25 protein-coding genes are annotated in these 21,154 nt (G+C 53.7%); 9 read left to right on the top strand and 16 right to left on the bottom strand.

The annotated features are described in order from the left end of the window. Positions 1-171 precede the first annotated feature (171 nt). The 5 genes from ACHZBF_RS05350 to ACHZBF_RS05330 all read left to right on the top strand — a co-directional run bounded on the left by ACHZBF_RS05350 (position 172) and on the right by ACHZBF_RS05330 (position 5,995). The gene (locus tag ACHZBF_RS05350; protein WP_321527845.1) at positions 172-1,143 is read left to right on the top strand and encodes a sigma-54 interaction domain-containing protein; all 972 of its coding nucleotides are present in this window, start codon (positions 172-174) and stop codon (positions 1,141-1,143) included. 331 nt (positions 1,144-1,474) lie between these two features. Further along, complete coding sequence (locus ACHZBF_RS05345; RefSeq protein WP_321527844.1) at positions 1,475-3,052, top strand: benzoate-CoA ligase family protein; 1,578 nt, start codon at positions 1,475-1,477, stop codon at positions 3,050-3,052. A gap of 58 nt (positions 3,053-3,110) precedes the next feature. Beyond that, positions 3,111-4,139 (top strand): TRAP transporter substrate-binding protein, encoded by a 1,029-nt coding sequence (locus ACHZBF_RS05340; RefSeq protein WP_321527843.1) that lies wholly within the window; start codon positions 3,111-3,113, stop codon positions 4,137-4,139. Between the two features lie 27 nt (positions 4,140-4,166). Then, entirely contained in the window at positions 4,167-4,679 is a 513-nt protein-coding gene (locus tag ACHZBF_RS05335; protein ID WP_321527842.1) for a TRAP transporter small permease, read from the top strand. Continuing rightward, positions 4,676-5,995, top strand: a complete 1,320-nt coding sequence (locus ACHZBF_RS05330) for a TRAP transporter large permease (RefSeq protein ID WP_029134923.1) — start codon at positions 4,676-4,678, stop codon at positions 5,993-5,995. The genes ACHZBF_RS05335 and ACHZBF_RS05330 overlap by 4 nt, the downstream gene beginning before the upstream one ends. 148 nt (positions 5,996-6,143) lie before the next feature. Here the strand turns inward: ACHZBF_RS05330 and ACHZBF_RS05325 are convergent, their stop codons facing one another. The 4 genes from ACHZBF_RS05325 to ACHZBF_RS05310 form a co-directional block, all read right to left on the bottom strand. Beyond that, positions 6,144-6,461 (bottom strand): chaperone modulator CbpM, encoded by a 318-nt coding sequence (locus ACHZBF_RS05325; protein ID WP_029134922.1) that lies wholly within the window; start codon positions 6,459-6,461, stop codon positions 6,144-6,146. Next, positions 6,462-7,415: a DnaJ C-terminal domain-containing protein gene (locus ACHZBF_RS05320; RefSeq protein ID WP_321527841.1), complete on the bottom strand. Its 954-nt coding sequence runs from the start codon at positions 7,413-7,415 to the stop codon at positions 6,462-6,464. 150 nt (positions 7,416-7,565) lie between these two features. After that, complete coding sequence (locus ACHZBF_RS05315; protein ID WP_321527840.1) at positions 7,566-8,003, bottom strand: GFA family protein; 438 nt, start codon at positions 8,001-8,003, stop codon at positions 7,566-7,568. Positions 8,004-8,039: 36 nt separating this feature from the next. Then, entirely contained in the window at positions 8,040-8,258 is a 219-nt protein-coding gene (locus ACHZBF_RS05310; RefSeq protein ID WP_029134919.1) for an SHOCT domain-containing protein, read from the bottom strand. 522 nt (positions 8,259-8,780) lie between these two features. Between ACHZBF_RS05310 and ACHZBF_RS05305 the strand changes: the two genes are divergently transcribed. Continuing rightward, a complete protein-coding gene (locus tag ACHZBF_RS05305) occupies positions 8,781-9,353 on the top strand; it encodes a transglutaminase-like cysteine peptidase (RefSeq protein WP_321527839.1) in 573 nt (190 codons plus the stop codon). Between the two features lie 168 nt (positions 9,354-9,521). Here ACHZBF_RS05305 and ACHZBF_RS05300 read toward each other — a convergent pair whose 3' ends face one another. Continuing rightward, positions 9,522-9,860, bottom strand: a complete 339-nt coding sequence (locus ACHZBF_RS05300) for a hypothetical protein (RefSeq protein WP_394707547.1) — start codon at positions 9,858-9,860, stop codon at positions 9,522-9,524. 233 nt (positions 9,861-10,093) lie between these two features. Between ACHZBF_RS05300 and ACHZBF_RS05295 the strand changes: the two genes are divergently transcribed. The 3 genes from ACHZBF_RS05295 to ACHZBF_RS05285 are packed head-to-tail and all read left to right on the top strand — an operon-like array spanning position 10,094 to position 12,343. Further along, complete coding sequence (locus ACHZBF_RS05295; RefSeq protein ID WP_321527837.1) at positions 10,094-10,708, top strand: NADPH-dependent FMN reductase; 615 nt, start codon at positions 10,094-10,096, stop codon at positions 10,706-10,708. Positions 10,709-10,737: 29 nt separating this feature from the next. Then, positions 10,738-11,664 (top strand): oxygen-dependent coproporphyrinogen oxidase, encoded by a 927-nt coding sequence (gene hemF, locus ACHZBF_RS05290; RefSeq protein ID WP_321527836.1) that lies wholly within the window; start codon positions 10,738-10,740, stop codon positions 11,662-11,664. 16 nt (positions 11,665-11,680) lie between these two features. After that, the gene (locus tag ACHZBF_RS05285; RefSeq protein ID WP_029134914.1) at positions 11,681-12,343 is read left to right on the top strand and encodes a thiopurine S-methyltransferase; all 663 of its coding nucleotides are present in this window, start codon (positions 11,681-11,683) and stop codon (positions 12,341-12,343) included. Positions 12,344-12,456: 113 nt separating this feature from the next. On the opposite strand, the gene ACHZBF_RS05280 is transcribed toward ACHZBF_RS05285, so the two are convergent. The 11 genes from ACHZBF_RS05280 to ACHZBF_RS05230 form a co-directional block, all read right to left on the bottom strand. Further along, positions 12,457-12,648, bottom strand: a complete 192-nt coding sequence (locus ACHZBF_RS05280) for a CPXCG motif-containing cysteine-rich protein (RefSeq protein ID WP_037376186.1) — start codon at positions 12,646-12,648, stop codon at positions 12,457-12,459. A gap of 32 nt (positions 12,649-12,680) precedes the next feature. Beyond that, positions 12,681-13,142 (bottom strand): OsmC family protein, encoded by a 462-nt coding sequence (locus ACHZBF_RS05275; RefSeq protein WP_321527835.1) that lies wholly within the window; start codon positions 13,140-13,142, stop codon positions 12,681-12,683. A 101-nt stretch (positions 13,143-13,243) separates the two neighbouring features. Next, on the bottom strand, positions 13,244-14,548 hold the full coding sequence (locus tag ACHZBF_RS05270) for a cation:proton antiporter (protein WP_335342950.1): 1,305 nt from the start codon (positions 14,546-14,548) through the stop codon (positions 13,244-13,246). Between the two features lie 320 nt (positions 14,549-14,868). Continuing rightward, entirely contained in the window at positions 14,869-15,033 is a 165-nt protein-coding gene (locus ACHZBF_RS05265) for a DUF1328 domain-containing protein (protein WP_029134600.1), read from the bottom strand. Between the two features lie 96 nt (positions 15,034-15,129). After that, positions 15,130-15,327, bottom strand: coding sequence for a CsbD family protein (locus ACHZBF_RS05260; RefSeq protein ID WP_321527834.1), 198 nt, complete (start codon positions 15,325-15,327; stop codon positions 15,130-15,132). A gap of 417 nt (positions 15,328-15,744) precedes the next feature. Continuing rightward, the gene (locus ACHZBF_RS05255) at positions 15,745-16,539 is read right to left on the bottom strand and encodes a DUF2189 domain-containing protein (protein ID WP_321527833.1); all 795 of its coding nucleotides are present in this window, start codon (positions 16,537-16,539) and stop codon (positions 15,745-15,747) included. A 308-nt stretch (positions 16,540-16,847) separates the two neighbouring features. Continuing rightward, the gene (locus tag ACHZBF_RS05250) at positions 16,848-17,015 is read right to left on the bottom strand and encodes an entericidin A/B family lipoprotein (RefSeq protein WP_321527832.1); all 168 of its coding nucleotides are present in this window, start codon (positions 17,013-17,015) and stop codon (positions 16,848-16,850) included. A gap of 206 nt (positions 17,016-17,221) precedes the next feature. Continuing rightward, complete coding sequence (locus ACHZBF_RS05245) at positions 17,222-17,749, bottom strand: cytochrome d ubiquinol oxidase subunit II (RefSeq protein WP_321527831.1); 528 nt, start codon at positions 17,747-17,749, stop codon at positions 17,222-17,224. Further along, positions 17,743-18,231 carry a cytochrome d ubiquinol oxidase subunit II gene (gene cydB, locus ACHZBF_RS05240; protein WP_321527830.1) on the bottom strand — a complete coding sequence of 163 codons (489 nt, stop codon included), beginning with the start codon at positions 18,229-18,231 and terminating at the stop codon, positions 17,743-17,745. Before cydB ends, ACHZBF_RS05245 begins: the two co-directional genes overlap by 7 nt. Next, complete coding sequence (locus ACHZBF_RS05235) at positions 18,231-19,619, bottom strand: cytochrome ubiquinol oxidase subunit I (RefSeq protein ID WP_037375920.1); 1,389 nt, start codon at positions 19,617-19,619, stop codon at positions 18,231-18,233. Before ACHZBF_RS05235 ends, cydB begins: the two co-directional genes overlap by 1 nt. Before the next feature lie 195 nt (positions 19,620-19,814). After that, positions 19,815-20,891, bottom strand: a complete 1,077-nt coding sequence (locus ACHZBF_RS05230; protein WP_029134595.1) for an AI-2E family transporter — start codon at positions 20,889-20,891, stop codon at positions 19,815-19,817. Positions 20,892-21,154 lie beyond the last annotated feature (263 nt).

Below are 21,154 nucleotides of genomic sequence, written 5' to 3'. Positions count from 1 at the left end.
ATAAGCGACAACGCATCCACCGTGGCAACTGGTGGATACGCCTACCGGCTTATCCACCCTACAATCAACACCTTGGCGGTGACCTATATCACTGGACCTTTGCAATAGATGCTTCTCTGTTGCTATTCTGAACAGCCGGAAATCACTGCCGGGGCTTGGAATTACGCTTGTATGCTTACCAACGCAACTAATAGCACAAAACCACCTTCCGCCATCGGTCGTAGCGCCCCCTGGTGCCGTGCAATGGCCATGGCAAAGAAGATGGCGCCACTGCAGATGCCGGTTCTGATTACCGGCCAGAGTGGTGTCGGCAAAGAGGTGATCGCCCAGGTGCTGCACCATTGGAGCGAACGCGAGGGTAAAAGCTTTATCCCGTTGAACTGCGGGTTGTTGCAGGATCAGTTGCTGGAGAGTGAGCTGTTTGGCCATAGCAAGGGGGCATTTACCGGGGCAAGCCACGACCATGACGGCCTGTTTCATGCGGCCAATGACGGCACCCTGTTTCTGGATGAGATCGGCGAACTGACCGCCTCCTGTCAGTCCAAACTGCTGCGGGTGCTGGAAACCGGCGAGTATCGCCCGCTGGGCAGCACCAAAATCCATCGCACCAACGCGCGCATCATCGCCGCAACCCATCGCGATCTGGAGAAAATGATTTCTCAAGGGCGTTTCCGCCAGGACCTCTACTACCGGCTCAACGTGCTGACCATCGACATTCCGCCACTCAATCAGCGGGCCGAGGATATCCCACTGCTGGTGGACCATTTCCTTGAACAGCCGCTGGGCAATGCCCCCCGACCGACCATCACTCCCCGCGCCATGCAGCAGCTGATGGCGCATGACTGGCCGGGCAATGTGCGCGAACTGAAAAACACCATCGAACGGCTGCGGGTGCATTGTGAGGAGGAGATAAGTGCGGGCAGTATTGATTCGGTGTTGACACGCCCCCCCCAAAACACACAGGCGACCGGTAATTCCCTGGCACTATTCAATCGGATCGTCCCCTTGGCCAATCTGGAACAGGCCTATATCGAGTGGGTACTGAAACAGTGTGATGGCAATGTCAGCAAGGCGTCCAAGGCCTTGGGAGTCTCCCGCACCACGATCTACCGGATTATCAATTCGCCGGTCAACCAGCCTTGAGCAGAACCCGCCCTGACCAAAAACCGTCCAGATATTGAACAGTCTGTCCAGATTTGCAAAGCAATTCTTAATAACCTGTTTTAAATAGGGAAAATATTGAACGCCCATCTCAGCATGACCTGATTGTGTTCATATTCTGAACAGATTATCAGTTAGCCAAAAACGACGGCCGCTACCCTACCTTCTGTTACAACCGTATAAATTTCAATGCCTTACTACCACCTTTCGCTCTGTGGCCGGTTCTTGGCCCAGGATCTGCACTATATTGCACACATCCAGTCAAGTGACATGCAGTATTTCACGCAAATATAGCAACAAAGGCGAAGACGGAATGACCCTTCAACAGTCCTATATTGAAAGCGCAATGAACGCAGGCGACGAGATTCTCAGCCCGGCCCTCAGCCGGGGACTCGACGATCAGCTCGCCATTGTTGACGAACATGAATCCCTCACCTACCGGCAACTGAACCAGCGGGCAAACCAGTTTGGCAACGCCCTGCGATCACATGGAGTGCAGCCCGAAGAGCGGGTGATGTTCCTGCTGGAAGATTCGGCCGATATGGTGGCGGCCTATATCGGCACGATGCGCATTGGCGCGGTGGCCATCGCCTACAATCGCAAGGCCGTACAGCGTGACCTGATCTTCACCATTAACGAAAGCCGGGCCCAACTCCTGTTTATAGAGGCGGATTTCGTTGACACCGCCATTGAACTTATTCCCCAGATCCACCACCCGTTCAAACTGGTTGTACGCAATGGCGAGATGGATGGTCAACTCTCAACCCAGGCACTGTTGGCCAACAGCAGTCAGGAACTGGATTCAACCCCCATGTCCCCGGATGACATGGCCTTCTGGATCTATACATCGGGAACTACCGGAAAGCCCAAGGCAGCGGTCCATCTGCAGCATGACCTGATCGTCAGCGATCTGCATTTGCGGGAAAACCTGAAGGTTCAACCGGGTGAAAAGATCCTCTGCACCTCCAAGTTCTTTTTTGCCTACCCGCTGGCCCACGGAATGTTCGCCGGTCTGCGCTGTGGCGCCACCCTGATCCTGTTTGACGGCTGGCCAACCCCGGAGCGGACCGGAGCACTGGTCGAGAAACACCATCCGGACCTGCTGTTCAGTGTCCCGACCTTGTACCAAAAACTGCTGGACGACGGCGTGGCGGGCAGTCCTGCCTTCCGCACCATCCGCTGCTGCGTATCCGCCGGAGAGCAACTGCCCAAGACGCTGTATAACGATTGGCAACAGCTGACAGGAAAACCCATCTACGAGGGAATCGGCACCACCGAAACCCTGGTCCTGTATATCGTCAACAGTCCCGAAGCACACCGGCCAGGGGCCAGTGGACGCGTGGTCCCCTGGGCCGAGGTTCGCCTGATCAACGAGATTGGCGATCCGATCAATACGCCCGATACCCCGGGGGTCGCCTGGCTGCGCATGCCCTCAATCTGCGACCGGTACTGGAACCGTCAGGATATGACGCGCCAGGCCTTCAACGGAGTATGGTATCGCACCGGCGATATCTTCAGTTTTGACGCCGAGGGGTGGTGGTACCATCAGGGTCGGGCCGACCACATGCTGAAGATATCCGGTCAGTGGGTAAGCCCCAGCGAGATCGAGTACTGCGCCCTGTCGGTTCCCAGCGTCAGCGAAGCGGCGGTGGTAGAGGCACCGCGCGACGACGGTCCGTCACGGATCGTGCTGTTTCTTCGACCCCAGCATGCCGGCGTGGATGAACAGGCGATGACCCAGCAGGTGCGTGAGGCACTGCGCAACCAGTTGGCCCATTTCAAATGTCCACAGGACGTACGCATTATCGATGAAGTGCCGAGGACAGCAACCGGCAAGATTCAAAAATACAAACTACAACAACTGCTTGAAGAGACAACCCCGGCATCCTGATTTTTCATTGAGAGAACAGATCCGGAATTTTCTACTAATAGAGAGGAGAACAATAAAGATGCATATCAGAAAAGTGTTGCAGTCAACGTTTCTGGCCCTGACGTTATCCAGCTTGTCGGCCGTCGCGGCAGAGGTAGAACTGAAGATACACCACTTCCTGCCACCCCCATCCACCGCCCATTCGCAATTTATCCAGCCCTGGGCAGACAAGGTAATGAAAGAGTCCAATGGGCGCATCGACATCAAAATCTATCCGGCCATGCAACTGGGTGGCAAGCCGCCACAGCTGTTTGACCAGGTGCGCGACGGTGTGGCCGATATTGTCTGGACAGTGCCCGGCTATACCCGTGGCCGCTTCCCGTTAACTGAAGTGTTCGAGCTGCCCTTCGTCGCGGGGACTGCCGAGGCAACCAGTCAGGCCTCCTGGGAGTTCTATCAGAAATACATGCAGGATGAGTATAAAGATGTTCATCCTATCCTGATCCACACCCACGCGCCGGGTGAGTTCCACATGCGGGACAAGCCGATCAAGACCCTGGCCGACCTGCAGAACGCCAAGGTCAGAGCACCCACTCGCACCATCAACGAGGCGCTGAACATCCTGGGTGCCACACCGGTCGGCATGCCCGTTCCGGCGGTGCCCCAAGCCCTCTCCAAGGGCGTTGTGGATGGCGCCATGCTGCCTTACGAAGTGACCCTGCCGCTGAAAGTACATGAGCTGGTCAAGTACCACACCGAGTTCGGTGGAGACCAGGGCATCTACACCACCGTATTCCTCTTCGGCATGAACAAGGCCAAATATGACAGCCTGCCGGCGGACCTGAAGCAGGTGATTGACAACAACTCCGGACTGGCACTGGCCAAGCAGATCGGTGCGATCTGGGACCAGGCAGACAACCCTGGCCGGGAAGCCGCAAAAAAAGCCGGTAACCAGTTCAACACCATTGAGGGTGAAGAGCTGGAGCGTTGGAAGCAGGCCTCGCAACCAGTGATTGATAACTGGATCAAGGCCATGGACGAGCAAGGTCTCAATGGCCAGCAGATGTATGAGGATGCCAAGGCCCTGGTGACCAAGTACAGTCAATAAGATTCAGCATGACCGTTATCCGGGATTATGACTAAGCAATCTGATAACAAGTCCCGGCCCTTACTGGGCCGGGCTGTGCACACCCTCAGCAACCTGTTCGCCAGCGGTGGCGGACTGGTATTGCTGGGGCTGGCACTAATGACGGTGGCCAGTATTGTTGGCCGTTTCCTCTTCAGCCTGCCGGTACCGGGGGATTTCGAGCTGGTCGAGATCGGCTGCTCCATCGCGGTCTTCGCCTTCCTTCCCTACTGCCAGCTGCACAGTGGCAACGTGGTGGTGGATTTCTTCACGCTGCGAGCCAATGCCAGCACCCGTAACCGCATGGATAGCTTCTGCAGCCTGATCTATGGCCTGATCGCCGCCCTGCTGACCTGGCGCGTGACACTGGGCGGCTTCGACATGTACCAGTATGGGGAACAGACCATGATCCTCGGACTGCCCCGCTGGTGGGGATTCATCCCCATTGTCGCCTCCCTTGCCCTGCTCACCCTGGTCTGCTTCTACACCTGCGGCCGTCAATGGAGTAATAAAAAGTTATGAGTGGCATCGCTATTGGAGCCCTGATGTTTGCTGTACTGCTACTACTGATTGCCTTGCGCATCTCAATTGGTGTAGCGATGCTGCTGGTAGGCATGATCGGTTATGTCGCACTTTCCGGCTGGTCACCGCTGATCAGTTATCTCAAGACCGCTGCCTATTGGCGTTTCAGCACCTACGACCTGTCGGTGGTACCGCTGTTTCTGCTGATGGGCCAGTTCGCCAGTAAGGCCGGCCTCAGTCGGGCCCTGTTCCACACTGCCAGTGTCTGGATGGGGCATCGGCGCGGCGGCATTGCCATGGCGGCAATCGGCGGCTGCGCCGGTTTCGGCGCCATCTGCGGTTCATCACTGGCCACCGCGGCCACCATCGGCCAGGTGGCCCTGCCTGAACTCAAGCGCCACGGTTACTCCGGCAGCCTGGCCACCGGCGCACTGGCGGCCGGCGGCACCCTGGGCATTCTGATCCCACCCTCGGTGATACTGGTTATTTACGCCATCCTCACCGAAGGCAATATCGCCACCATGTTTCAGGCCGCCTTCATCCCCGGCTTTCTCGCGGCATTTGGTTACCTGATCGCCATCTCGGTCTATGTGCGACTGAAGCCGGACTCGGGACCCGCCGGACCGGCAACCAGCTGGCGGGAAAAGTTCTCCAGCCTGGGTGATGTCTGGGCCGTTACGACCATCTTCCTGGTGGTGATCGGCGGTATCTATGCCGGCGCCTTCACGCCAACCGAAGGCGCGGCTGTCGGGGCAGTCTCTACCGGTCTGCTTGCGCTGATTCACGGCCACCTGCGTTGGGACGGCCTGCGGGAGTGTCTGCTGGGAACAGCCAGCGCCACCGGCATGATCTTCCTGATCGTGTTTGGCGCCGACGTCTTCAACGCCTTTCTGGCGCTGACCCAGATGCCGGCGGAGGCCGCCAGCATGATTGGCCAAAGCAATCTTTCTCCCTACCTGGTGCTGGTTGTCATGCTGGTGCTCTATCTGATTTTCGGCTGCGTCATGGACTCTTTGTCGATGATTCTGCTGACCATCCCGATCTTCTGGCCGATCCTGATGGTGCTGGATTTTGGCATGAGTCCGGATGATCTGAAGATCTGGTTCGGCATTATCGCCCTGATCGTGGTGGAGGTGGGTCTGATCACACCCCCAGTGGGCATGAATGTATTTATTATCAATAAGATGGCCGTCAATGTGCCGATGATTGAGAGCTTCAAGGGGGTGCTGCCCTTCCTGATCTCGGATATCGTGCGGGTGGTGATACTGATCCTGTTCCCCTCCATCACACTGCTGCTGCCGAGGCTGTTCAGTTAATCTGCCAATATCGGCGTCCTCGCCGCGACCGAGCCCGAGGCGAATCTCCTGCAGTGTGTCTCGGACTTCAAGGTCCTTGTGGGCGCGGCGTTCTCGCCGCGCCTTGGCCCGGGGACCAGCCTCCTGAAGCTAAATCAGAACTCCGACTTTACTGGTGGTGATCGATAATCGACAAGCGTCGACGCAGGCGGCGAACCTCATCCAGAAGATCCAGCGCCAGGGCGGCGCCGGCCAGGTTGATCCCCAGGTCGCGCTGCAGACGCTGCACCCGCATTACCCGGCTCAGGCAACTGCCGCTGAAGCGCCAGTGGCGCAGGTCATTGCCGTTCGGCTCGATGATGCCCTGTTCAACCAGCTCGACAATCCATTCCGCATGTACGCAACAGGCACGGCTCAACTCACCCAGGGTAAGCAGATGCTCTTCGTCCAGCAACAGGCCGGCCACGATGTCGTCTTCCCGTTTCATCTACACCCCCAGTCCGGCACGTGGATTGAATGCCAGCTCCTGTGCCATTTTTCGATACAGCGCATTCGCTTTTTCATTATCCGCCGGCGGCAGAGCGATCTGCAATATTGCATACAGATCACCGGGATTGCCACCGGGTATGCCACGCCCCTTCAGACGCAGCTTGCGGCCGCTGCCGGAGCCGGCCGGGACGGTCAGATCGATCACGCCAGCCGGAGTCGGTAGTTTCACCTTGGCTCCCAGAGCCGCCTCCCAGGGTGATACTGGCAAATCGATATATAGGTCACGTCCGTCCACCCGGTAGAGGGAATGCGGCTTGAACTCGATTTCCAGATAAAGATCACCCGCCGCGCCCTGGCCAATGCCGGCGGTACCCTGTCCGGCCAGGCGGATCTGTTGCCCTTGACGCACGCCTTTTGGAATGCGCACATTGAGTGTGCGCTCACGAGTGACCACATGCCCGCGCGAGTCCAGTTCGGGGGCATGCAGGGTGATGGTACGGGTGGCCCCGTGGAAGGCGTCCTCCAGATCGATCAGTACCTTGGCGTGATGATCCTGCCCCGGCGCATGGAATCCACTGCTGCGACGTGTCGAGTGAAATGTGGAACCAAACCCCTGGCCAAACAGGGACTCGAAGAAGTCGCTGTACTCCGAGGCATCCCCTTCTGTGAAACCACCACCGCTGAATTCGAAACCGGCATCCCAGTCCGGCGGTGGACGAAAATCCTCTCCGGCTTTCCAGTTGGCACCCAATTGATCATAGGCGGCTCGTTTCTCCGGGTCCTTGAGTACCTCATAGGCCTCACCCACCTCTTTAAAACGCGCCTCGGCATTCTCCTCCTTGCTGACGTCCGGATGGTATTTCCTCGCCAGCCGGCGATAGGCGCGCTTGATCTCATCCTGGGTTGAGTCCTTGTTGACGCCCATGACCGCGTAATAATCTTTGTATTGCATGATCTACACCTGATACTGGCAACGTTGTTGTTTTATTAAATGGGGCCATGGCGATCCATTTTCCAGCATTCCAGACCGCAGGATGACAACTGGAAATCCGGTTCAACGGAGTAAAATCTTACTGACCGACTACTGCGGTAAACGCACCCATCAGCGCAGTTTCCTGCTCTCCCGCCCCGCCTCATACTGGGGCAAGTGGTCCGCAATATGGTCCCAGCGGGCCTTGGAACCGACGAAGACATGTGCATCGGGGTTGAGTTCCGGCGCATCCAGCAGGGTACCCAGGGTAAACTCGACAAACTCTCCCGAATCATTGGCCGGCGCAAAGGTCATGCTGGAACCGCAGTGGGAACAGAACCGCCGTACGGTACCATTGGGTGCCCGATAACTCTTCAGCAGTTGCTCACCTTCCAGCCAGCGGAAATCCGCCGCCCTTGCCTCACCGAAAGTGGCAAATGCCGCCCCGTGGAACTGGCGACACATGGAACAGTGACAATGGGCCATGCGCGGCCCTATGGCATCTACCGCGTACTTTACCGCTCCGCAAAGGCACTGCCCCCGATAGGGAGATTCTATTCCGTGATCCATCTGTCACTCCTTTTCCCGGTAACAGGTCAGCTACACTTACCTATCATGCCCTGGTAACGCCGCGATCTTCCGATCGTACTCCTCCTGAGTGATTTCTCCTGCCTCGAGGCGGCGCTTGAGGGATTTTTCCAACTGCTCCCGACCGACCGGATTGCGACCCTTCATCCTGGCCCAACTGATACCCAGCGCAATACCGCCAATGGCGCTGCCCCAGAAAACCAGCATTGCCCAGAATCCGAATTCAGAAGTGTCCACGTGCCTCTCCAGAGGGTTGAGGGTCAAACAAGTTCCCGACAACTCATTTAATTCAGCCATATTCAGGAAAAAATATCAGCCGAAAATAACCACACATCATGTTACTTCACCAATGCCTCAGTCCCCGACCTGGAGGGTACCGATCCTTTTCGGGTATGAACCTATCCCTTTATATCATGCGCAGATAGTTGTCTTTAATCACTATTATAAGGGTTGAGAACCCCGCACCAGTGGTTAATTTGACCACATTCCCGCTACGACTATTTATCCAGCGCCTGGCGCCTAACTGGAGTCTAGACAAGGCGGCAACCGGGCAGCATCGGCGATTGAAGAAAGTTCGACAGACGCAGCGCCCTCCTGTCGGGAAGTTCATCTTCATCCTTTTATTCTTGATAATACAGTAAGTTACTAGGTTATTTAGATATGGATTATTTGTTTCTTGTTTGATAGCCTTGGGTAAGTTTCTGCAAAATCATCGCACAAACACTTCAATAGAGGCCCGACCTTGGTGGTGTCAGACTGATGAAAACCCTGCTTCGTTTCCTCCTCATCGGCCTGGCCGCGCCCGCCCTGCTGGGTGGCTGTGCATCCCATAAAATGAAGACGCAGACGGTACAGCAGAAGGTCCACCAAAAAAGGCTGCAGAGTGACCTCAGCAAGGCCGAGCTGGCGCAAATCAACCGTCAATGGAATCTGTTCGTGACTTACAAGCCGGACAGTCTGCGGGATCACTGGCAATCCCCCACTGAAACCGTAGAGCTCAAAACCGGTGATTGTGAGGATATCAGCATTGCCAAGATGCTGGACCCAGCAATACGAAAATTGATCCCGACAGACCAGCTGAGACTGAGTTATGTCCACACCCCGGCGGGTGAACCTCACATGGTACTGATTATCGGAAGCGGCAAGGAAGCGCTGGTGCTGGATAATCTGTTCGATGAGATCAGGACAGTCAGCGAGTCCGGCTACCGCCCGGTCTATCAACTGGACGCCGCGGGACGCGTCTATCAGAACGACCGGCGGCTTGAAACCCATCCGAAATTCGAGAAGTTCGAGCTGATCCTCTCTGAGTTGAAACTCAGCGCTGCATATTAATCCCCTCTCTGAAAATTCGACCGGCGGGGCGCCATAACCCCGGACCGGCTCCATTCCTCTGAAGCGAAAATTCACAAAATAAGCATTTAGTTCACCGTCTTAACCGGCATTGTTGCTTATAATTGTGTCAGCAATAGCTGCCAATCACACAAGGATGAGATGAAAATATTAATACCCCATGTCCCCACTGCGATTACGCGGCAGGATCTTCTCTCCGTTGTTCAGGGCGCGGTAAAACCCAAGTGGTTCATGCCCTTCCGAAGCGGAGGCACGGTCGCCAAATGCAAGCTGGTGCGTATTCTCGACATGGATACCGGTGGTGTTGAGTTCCATGGGTTGGTCGATATTTATCCCGACAAGACGGCAGAGAAGACCATCAAGCGGCTCAATGGAACAACCATCAATGGGTACCGGCTCTCCGTGCGAAAGTGGGTAGACCGCACCCTGATAGCGGGCGGGACGAAAACACTCCCAGAGGGTCAGCCCAGTTGCAAACGCCGCCGGCATCTCGAAATATCCATTACCTGAGCACACCTCAGGATGAACAACTCAGGCTGATCCAGCTGGCTCGTTGGATTACGCTGCGCTAATCCAACCTTACTGTGCGAAAGTCGTGTAGGTCGCGTTAGCCGAAGGCGTAACCCGACAGGGACTCATGATTGACATCCCAATATCCTACCATTATCGTTGGTTATTAACAGCCCACAAAACGTGGGCGTTTTTAAACCCCAGGAAGAGAGATGAAAATAACCATAATCAGCGGCAGCCATCGCAATCCCTCCCAGAGCATGAAGGTGGCCAGGCATATTCGCCAGGTTCTGCAGGATTCGGACTATTGCGATGCCGCGGAAATCTTCAGCCTCGCCGGCAATCCACTTCCGCTTTGGGACCAGCGTATCTGGGAGGATGACCCGGAGTGGGAAGAGATCCTGCAACCGATGCGCAGCCTGTTTAGCAGCAGTGATGCCTTTGTCGTGGTCTCACCCGAATGGCACGGCCAGGTTCCCGCCGGCCTGAAAAACCTGTTCCTGCTCTGTAGCAAAAACGAGGTGGGACACAAGCCGGCCCTGATCGTTACCGTATCATCGGGTGATGGCGGGGCCTATCCGGTGGCCGAGCTGCGCATGAGCAGCTATAAGAATAACCGCATCTGCTATATACCCGAGCAGATCATCGTGCGTCACGTGGAGGGGATACTGAACGAGGATCCGGCCGACAACAATACCGATGCGGACGCCTATTTTCGGGAACGCATTGCGTGGGCTCTGACACTGCTGGACCACTACGCGCTGGCGTTGAAACCGATTCGCGCCAGCGGCATCACCCAGCATAAAAAATTCAGCAACGGCATGTAGCCCAGACGATTCCCAAGAGAACTAACAATATGAGCAGTCCCGACAAATCTGCCGTAAGCAACTATCTGCAACAACTTCAGCAACAGATTTGCAGCGCCCTGGAAAAGAGCGATGGCCGGGCCAAGTTCAAGACTGATGAGTGGACCCGGGACCCCCGGCATGGACTGGGCGGAGGCGGCATCACCCGGGTAATCAATAACGGCGGTGTGATCGAACAGGGCGGTGTCAACTTCTCTCATGTGGTGGGCGAAAACCTGCCGCCCTCAGCCACCGCACATCGTCCTGAGCTGGCCGGGCGTGCATTCGAGGCGATGGGGCTGTCACTGGTGATTCATCCATGGAATCCCTACGTGCCCACCTCCCATGCCAATGTGCGCTTTTTTATCGCGGAGCAGGAAGATGAACCGCCGATCTGGTGGTTCGGCGGTGGCTTCGACCTGACACCTTATTACGGCAACGATGAGGATTGCCGACACTGGCACCGCGCCGCATTTGACGCCTGTAAGGGATATGGCGAGGACACTTATAACCGTTTCAAGCAGTGGTGTGATGATTACTTCTATCTGCGCCACCGAAATGAACCTCGCGGTATCGGCGGACTGTTTTTTGATGACCTGAACGAGTGGGGGTTCAACACCTGCTTCCGTTTCATGCAGAGTGTGGGCGACCACTACCTGCCGGCCTATCTGCCCATTATTGAAAGGCGCAAAGACCAGCCCTATACCGAACGACAGCGGGATTTCCAGCTCTATCGTCGCGGCCGTTATGTGGAGTTCAACCTGGTATTCGACCGGGGTACCCTGTTCGGCCTGCAGAGCGGCGGCAGGACCGAATCCATACTGATGTCCATGCCACCGCTGGTCAAATGGCGCTATGATTGGCACCCGGAGGCGGGCTCGGAAGAGGCGTTGCTCTATGAGCGGTACCTGAAACCCAGGAGCTGGCTGACGGAATAAACAACAGGGTGAATGTATGGACAAACAGTTTTGGCATGAACGCTGGGAGAACAACCAGATAGGTTTTCATCAGCAGGAGATCAACAGCTACCTGCAACTGTACTGGTCGCGACTGCAGTTACCCGCCGGCTCTACCGTCTTTGTGCCGCTGTGCGGAAAGAGCCGGGACATGCTCTGGCTGCTGGAGCAGGGTTACAAGGTACTGGGCATAGAGATCAGCCAGATTGCCGTGACCGACTTTTTCCAGGAGAACGGCCTCCATCCTGAAATCACTTCAGTAAACGGTATCGAGCACTGGTCCTGCGATGAACTGGAAATTCTTTGTGGCGATTTCTTTTCCTTGAATGTCCAGGATGTCGCACACTGCGACGCGGTCTATGATCGCGCCTCCCTGATCGCCATGCCCCCGGCCATGCGACCGGCCTACGCGAAAAAGTTACAGACCCTCTTTCCCACGCCCCGTCCCATCCTGCTGGTGACCATGGAGTATCCCCAGCACGAAATGGAAGGCCCGCCCTTCTCCGTTCATGTGGATGAAGTGCACAGCTTCTATTCCGGCCGCTATGAGATCAACAATATCCTGACCAGGGATATTCTTCAGGAGAGCCCGCGGTTTAAAAATAAAGGTGTAACAGCAATGAGTGAGCGGGTTTATCTGCTACGGCCATCAACAGGCTGAAAACAACCTCACTGCGCGCAGGAGCGTCTGCAGCGGTGACCTGCGCGCTACTGGCGACACCTTCGCGGCTAAAGCCGCTCCTACGATTCCTTATCAAATCAAATGCTGGATAATCAGTCGTCTTCTCGTCTGAGCGAAAGATAGAGATCCTCAGGATCACTGCAGTTCAGGGTGACGGTGATCGGCCGACAACAGACCTGGCAATCCTCGATATACTCCTGTTCGGGGACAGAACAGTCCAGCAGCAGCAGAAGGGGTTCCCCGCAATAGGGACAATTCACCGTACGTTGCTGAATCAGATCCATCTCAATACCCCCAGGTCTGCAGTGGCGAATGGCTAGGTCGGCTCCACCACCACATCTGTCTTGACCGAATTGGCAATAAAACAGCATTCATGTGCTTGGTGATGCAGCGCCTCCAGTTGCGACGCCGTCGGTTTCCGTGCACCGCCAAAAACGATCGCCGGGCGCAACACCACCCGCAGCATCGCGCTCCTGCCGGCCGCATCCTTTCCCATCACTCCAACAGCCTCATCATCATAGGAATCAACCAGAAAGCCGTATTGGGCAGCCAGGGAGAGAAAAAAAAGCATATGGCAACTGGAGAGCGATGCGATAAACGCCTCCTCCGGGTCCACGTTGGCCTCGACCGAGAGCGGAACCGGCACCACATGGGGCGATGACGAAGCGGGTATGGACAGACCCCCATCAAACTCCCAGCGATGACCACGGCTGTATCGGTTATCCAGAAAATTTTCCTCGCCGCGTTCCCAGATCACCCGGGCGCTGTACTCGGACATCAGGTGCCTCCAACTTTACGGAATAGTTCAGCAGATAGTGTAGCGTATCAATCTGTATATGGTGCGCCCTTCAGAAACCAGCAAATAACCGACACCCTTCCTCACTTGGGTGCTGTGCGCTTGGCCGCCCAATAACGACTGATCATCGGCTTTACACTGATTCCATGTGCAAAAATGGACAGGGTTACCACAATAAGAGTGAGATGAATTAACTCCACCCCCAGTTCTTCAGGAAGACCGTGCTGGATAGCGTACATCAGGTAATAGAGTGAACCGATACCTCGCACACCGAACCACCCGACCAGTCCGCGAATTCTCCAGGGGGTACGGGTGCCAAGCAATCCCAGCAACACGCTCAACGGTCGCGCTATGACGAATACAAACAGGGCAAAAGCCAAGCCGCGCCAACTCCAGGAATCAAGAAACAGGGTGCCACCGATAAGCAGAATTAGCACAAGTTCTGACAGTCGCTCCAGGTGTTCCTTGAATACCAGAGAGGCTTCGCTGACATGCTGAACCGGCTGATCATCATCGACCGATACCAGCTTGTTGTTCCGTGGTTTTTGATCAGGCTCATCGTGACTACCGGCAATTTTGAGTTCGGTTTGCCGCAATGCTACAGCGGCGGCAAATACGGCCAGAAAACCCCAGGCGTTCAGCAATATACTCAAACCGTACACCGTACCGATCAAACCCAGACCAATAAAGTCATCCCACAGAGCGGTTTCCGATTGATGACGCCGGAAATGTGCAATCAGACGCGCAAGCCCACTTCCCAACGCCACACCGACAGCAATAGCCGCTATCGTTGCCCAGAGCACATCGACCAGAATCCAGCGCAGGCCAAAGTCACCCAGCTCATGCAGTCCCAACAGCCCCAAACCGAGCATAACAAACGGAAATGCGCTGCCATCGTTCATGCCTGCTTCACAAGTCAATGCAAAGCGAAGTCGATCGCGATCGCCGGGATGTCGAATCTGTACATCGGTGGCTAGAACCGGGTCAGTAGGCGCAATAATGGCTCCCAGCAGCACCGCAGCGCCAACAGATAGGCCGAGCAGATAGTGACCAAACAACGTGACCAGAGCAACTGTTATCGCCATGGAGAAAAATGCAAGTCGAATCGGATTTCGCCAGCGCGCATACGTCATAGGCACCGGCATTTTAACTCCAGCCGCAAATAATGAAATCAGTACGGCGATCTCAGTCAACAGCTCGAGCAGCCCCGACTGTTTCAGTGGATTGAAGTGAAAAAGCTCCAATCCTGTCGGTCCTGCAACAATCCCAATAGTCAGATAAATTATGGCTGAAGTGACAGGTAATCGCTTGATAACCGGTGCGGTCAAACCCATCGCGAGTAGCAATATGCCTACAAGCAGAAACCATGATGGGCTATCCATGAGCATATTTACGCGACCCTTTTAGAGGAAGGATAAACTAGAAGCAATATGCCAACGCCTTTGCACGTCACTTGTGGCGTATTTGCAGTATTTATCAAATATCCCGTTCCATGGGCAGTATCTCCATTTGTTGTCCTTTAACACAAATAGACCGGGTAACCCCCCGATGTCTGCACTTGATAATAAGAGACAGGAGACCTGTTACAGCATACCCGTCAATAATACTTTGTAATTCACGGCACATTAAAAGTGGCATGTCATGCCAGACCCGAACGCCAAGATCCATCTTGGCGCTCGGGTTATTTATAATCAGCTTTGATACGAAACTATACCGGTGGGCGCCGCCCGATAACGAAAAATACCAGCGCGAGAACCAAACCGACAACAAACAGAATCCAGGCAATATTCACCGCGGTACCGGCAATACCTGAGAAACCCAGTAGTGCCGCAATGATGGCAATAATTAAAAATGTGACTGCCCAACTTAACATATTGATCTCCTTCGGCCCTGTGTATTGCTTGCACAGACTTCATGAGGATAAAGACCGGCATAGACCGCATCCGTAATTAATATTGATGACACTGACTCACAATCCCTTTTCAAACTCGGAGACTTCTTTTTCCGCCTCCTCCCTGGCCTTGCCATACAGCTCTTGTACCTTTCCAACAAGACGCTCTCGCTTACCTTCAATAACGTCAAGTTCGTCATCCGTCAGCTTGCCCCATTTTTCCCGGGCTTTGCCTTTGAATTGCTTCCAGTTACCTTCGACTTGATTCCAGTTCATTTTCAATCTCCTAAGGAGTGTGTTTGAGTAACCTTCAATTATTGGCACTGATATGGAGTTACTGACGCTGTACCGGTGCCGGTTACTTGGCTCAAAATGGGCCGCCCTGGTTGCGTCATATATAAGTTGCTGCAACAGTCATACCAATAGACCAGGTCATTAATATTTAGGGGTATTTAATGATGTGTCACAAATCAGCCGCAATTTACAGGGTGTGTCCACCCGATGAATGGGGGTATTCGCCCAGTTGTCTACGATATCGTTCTTGCCGTTATGGACAATGATATCGCCACTGGTTTGTCAGGGCTGGTAACACCCGACCCATCCACAGAAAATGAAACCACTGTTCGGCAGTATTGGTAATGCCCCAAACCACCCGACTGACACCGCCGGGTGGAAATATACTTAACACCGGATTTATGGAGCTATTGGTCTCAACAGATCCTGATAGGCGTGCCAGGAGGCATAACCCAGCACCGGGATAATCACTATTAGACCAAGAAACAGCGTCAGAAAGCCGATCAGGCAGAGGCCGGCAATCAGAAGTGCCCAGAAGGTCATGGCGGCAACATTTTCTCCTGATGCCTTCCAGCTTACGAAGATCGCATTGAAAGTATCAACGCTCTGATCAACCAGCATTGGAATTGAAATGACACAGATCCTGAATACCAGTGCGGCGAGTATCGCACCCAGTCCAATATAGACAAAGAGGAAGGGCAGGTTTGAGTAAAAGATCGATAGGGATTCAGTACTGCCTCCCAACGTAGGGAGCATTTGATGGAGCACACCTGCCAACATCAAATTGGAAAGCATTACCCAGTTGATGAAAACAAGCATCAGGATAATACCCATACCACTTATACTGCTCATGTTGTAATACAGGATTCGGCCCATTTTCTCGGCCTGGGAGGCATTTGACAACTGCCGCTGCTTGGCGTCTGCATAAAGGCCGACAACCATTATTGGCGCGATCAGTAAAAAACCGGCACACAATACCGGCACCAGGTACAACATGCCGATGGAATTCAAGCCAAAAGTCATCAGCAGACCAGTGATGGTCACTAACAGGCCATAGATCACCCCTAATACCGGACGTTCAACAAAATCCCGCCAGCCCGCGCGTAACCAATGTAGTGGGCGCGTCACCGATATCGAGTGAATGGTGTATTTTTGCCTGGGTATTTCGGAAGTTGATAGTTGATAAGTAGTCATGAGTAAGCTCCCTTTCCGTTAACCTGACTGTAACTAGGCAAGTAATACGCCAATACAGATGTCAGCCACTTCGGCAAGGGAGAACTTGCCCGTAAACCGGAAGTGTTCTCCGCTTTTCAACCCACAATATCAATTCAATGCATACCGTAATGATTATGCCGGATACGGGTTAAATACACCCCGCGCGGCTTAATACACCCTGGGCCACGGGGGATTTAACCCGTTTCATCTGAACAATGTTTCCTTCTGAAATCGCTCAGGCAAGCAGGGACATTGTTCAGATGAAGACAAGGAGTCGATCAGGTCATTCAGTAATTTTTCTTTTCTTCCGCTTCTTCGTTAATGGCCTCTCCGGCCGCTTCAATATCCTTACCCATACCCGCCGTTGTATTGCAACCTGTCAGGGCAAACAACGTTGCGCTCATCACAACAAGAATAAGAAAAGCGGCGCTTATCTTCGACAGTAATGTTTTCATCAGAATATTCCTCCTTAAACAGCCGTTATGTCACACAACAATTTTGTGATTTTTGTTGTGGTCCCATGGTAATAACAGCAACTCGCATGCCATATCCATGGTTTAATCAGCATTGTCTGACTACAGTCGTTCGGTAAATCGTCTGCCTGCTCTTTTTGTATCAAGAGAAACCCTCTTTACTGACACAGTAGTAATGCCATGGTAGTTTAATTTCCATAGTCATCGACTTTGATCTTCCCCTGGAATACACGGTATTGAAAACCATTATAAAAAATCATAATGGGGATCAACAGTCCTATACCGGCAAGCATGAACAGCAGCGTATTATTTGATGCGGCAACATTTGCCATCATGACGGATGGAGGAATAAGAAACGGATAGAAGCTGGACACGAGTCCGATAAAGGCGAAGATAAATATACCGACACTCCAGAAAAATGGAGTGTGTTCATAACCCTTGTCTATTGCACGTAACAGCATAAGAAAGCTGCCTGCGGCTGCAATGGGCAATGGAGCAAGATAGAGTAATGTCGGCCATTCAAGCCAACGCTGCGCAATATAATCAAACCGCATCGGTGTCCATAGAGAAACAATAAGACTTATTGCCACTGTCAGCCATGCGGTGATTTTTGCGACGCGACGTGCGTGCTGTTGCAGCCGACCCTGGGTTTTCATAATCAGATAGGTGGCGCCTAGCAACATATAGCCAAACACCACACCGACAGCGGTCAGCACCGCAAACGGTGACCACCAGTGCAAACAGTGCCATTAAAAGCCATTTCCTCAACGGGAATACCACCAATCAGCGCACCCAGTGCGACACCCTGCATGGATGCGGCCAACAGACTGCCACCACCAAAACAGTAATTCCAATACTGTTTGTGCCGGGCATGTGCACGAAACTCAAAAGCCACTCCGCGAAATATCAACCCAAATAACATCAGAATGATTGGAATGTAGAGTCCATGTAAGACGATTCCATACACCGCCGGAAATGCACCAAAAAGAGCCCCTGCAAAAACCACTAACCAAGTCTCATTGGCATCCCATACACTGCCCAGGCTGGCCATCATCATGTCACGGCGCTGCTCACTCCTGACAAACAGTGAAATAATACCGATCCCCAGGTCAAAACCATCCAACACCACGTACAGCACCAGGAACAAACCCAGGATACAAAACCAGATATCACCAAGAGACCAGCTCGATAATTCCATCACCCGGCCTCGCATTGGTCAGAATGTTGTGACGTGGGTTGCAACGCCATATCTGGCCCAGCCTCCAGGATACGTCGCGCAAATACTATAAAGGTCGCCAGCAAGATTGTATAAATTACAACATACCCGACCAGACTGGCGGCAATCGTTGCCGCCGGTAATGGAGAAGCGGAGTCCACAGTCCGCAACAGGCCATAAATGGCCCACGGCTGTCTGCCGACCTCACGCACAATCCATCCACATTCAACGGCAATATATCCAAGCGGAATGGCCGCCACCCACAAACGCAGCAAGCCTTTCCGGGAGCCTATATGGTGGGAAGACAGATTACCCCGGTACCACAACCAGAGCGACCAGCCGGCAAGGAAAAAAAGGTAAAAACCGATAACCACCATAATTCGGAAGCTGTAGTACAGCAATGGCAACGCCGGTGGCTGATCCATACGTGGAAAGTCACGCAGTCCCTTTACCTCACCATACCGCTCCTGCGTGACCAACAGGCTCAGGGCATTGGGTATCTCGATACTCCATTTGTTGGCCTGTGCCTCCTGATCCGGCCAGGCCAATAGCGACCATGCAGCTCCAGTATCTGGTGGATTGGTTTGCCAGTGTGCCTCAACAGCGGCCGCCTTGATCGGCTGCTGTTCGAACAGTGCGATACTGCTGCTGTGTCCCAGCAGTATCTGCAGGGGAGTGACAATCAAAACTCCGAGCAATACCAGGCGAAAGCTCTTGAGGAAAAAAGCGCCCTCTCTCCGCCGCAGAATATACCAGGCTGAGATACCACCAATCACAAAGAGTGTCGTCTCGAGACAGGCCAGCCACATATGAGAAACCGCGATTGGCATATTTGGATTGAATATCGCCTGGGAAAAAGATTCGATTACAAAACTGCCGTCGACCATATGGCCACCCGCCGGGGTCTGCATCCAGGCGTTCGCGGACATAATCCAAAATGCAGAGAGTGACGCCCCCACTGCGACCATTGCAGTCGAAAATAGATGGATGGCGGGCGAAACCCGATTCCACCCAAAGGCCATAATCCCAAGAAACCCGGCTTCCAGCATAAACGCCATGGTCGCCTCGAAGCCGAGTACACTACCAAAGAATCCACCGGCGGCCTTTGCGAAAGGCGCCCAGTTGGTACCGAACTCGAATTGCAACGGCAGTCCGGTGACTACGCCGATTACGAAATTGAGCAAAAACAGCCGTATCCAAAAGCGCAGATGGCGGTAATAATCCACATCACCTGTTTTTAACCACAATATCTCAAGCAACAGCAGGAACAGGGAAAGACCAATACTCAATACCGGCCAGATGATATGAAACAGCGCAGTGAATGCAAACTGCAAACGGGCCAGTAACAGTGAGTCGGTCAACAGTTCCATAAGCTTAACAATCTCCGCCTACTGGTACGACAGTGTTAATGATTGGCGTCGAGCCTATTTTTCAGGTAAACCGCATGTATGAATTGCCGGCAGACGCGGAGTAATGCTGCAGCTTGCAAGCAGTCCGATTCCACATATCGACATTACATTGCAGCTTTAGCAACACAACAACCGACCGATAATGCACATGGCCACTTACCTGCCGGCAATAACTGAAATAGGTCGCAGTGACTCCACCTGGTCGCCAATCAGCTTGAGCGTAATTAACATGGGAACTGCCATCAAGGCTCCCAGAACGCCCCATAACCAGAACAGGAAAACCACGCTCAGAAAGACCACCAGTGGATTAAGTGCCAGCCGTTTGCCCAGTATTAAGGGGGTTACAATCTGGCCTTCAATAATCGTCAAGCCGATAAATGAAGCCACTACCAGCACGGGAACAGCAAAACCGTCAAAGGTAAGTAACGCGGTCGCACCCAGCAGGATAGCCGTTGTCATGCCACCCAGGTAAGGAATGAAATTAAACAGCGCAGCGGCGGCTCCCCACAACAGGGGATTGGGCATTCCAAATGCAAACAGCACCGCGGCGACTATGATGCCGAGGCAGAAATTAATTAGCGCGATGGTGGCCAGGTATTTGGAGACTTCGCCCTCCAGAATCGCCGACAGCGCCAAAAACTGATGCCTTGCTCCATGTTCATGAAGCAATCGGGCAATTCGAAACAGCACTATTCGCCCCCAGGAGAGCAGGAAATAGAGCAAGAAAGTGACCATTACCGTACCCGTAACCAGACCCTGGGTATTGGCATATAGCACCTCACGAAAACTTAGCTCACTGACCTGTACCGTTGGTTTTGGATTCACCGATGCGATACGGTCTACTTGCTCGGCAGTCTCACTCACCACCTCGACTGTTTTCTTGATCGGGTAGATTTTTAATTCGAGTTGTCGCAGAACGCGTGGAGCATTTTCGACCCAATTACTCACCGGTGCAACAGAACCTGATACCCCATAACTGAATCCCGCCACCATGACCAGCACGATAACACCCGCACCCGCTGGTCTGGGTACATGTAACTGTTCCAACCACCTGACTACGGGCGCCAGGACCAGGCTGAGAAGAAATGAGAGTGCCACAGGAATCAGGAACTTCTGCGCTACAGACAAGGTATAGACAACCGCCAGCGACATCAGACCAACCAGCAGTTTGGCCTCAATACTGAGTCCGGAGAGAGTGCTTGTGTGGTCGCTGCCGGTGGATGCAGTAGTCATTGAACGGCTGACCGGGGTATCAACGGCTTCGTTTCGATCGTCATACCGAACATCAACTTCTGAATGTTTATCCGTATAAGTCAATGTCGGCCTCGCTCTTATGTTCCGTCTTTCAACTGTGAATGAATAATTTGCAACAGTGGTAAAAGGAAGCTGATTGATGGTAACCGATAGCCCCTGCCGGACCTGGGTGCGGGACGAGAATTCAGAAACCAGCCAACTCCCATTCCCAGGATAAACCCCGTAGTCAATCCCGCCGGAGA

Origin of the sequence: Sedimenticola selenatireducens (assembly GCF_963675335.2) — a bacterium.
Classification (GTDB): domain Bacteria; phylum Pseudomonadota; class Gammaproteobacteria; order Chromatiales; family Chromatiaceae; genus Sedimenticola; species Sedimenticola selenatireducens.
This window is presented reverse-complemented; position numbering and strand designations above follow the sequence as displayed.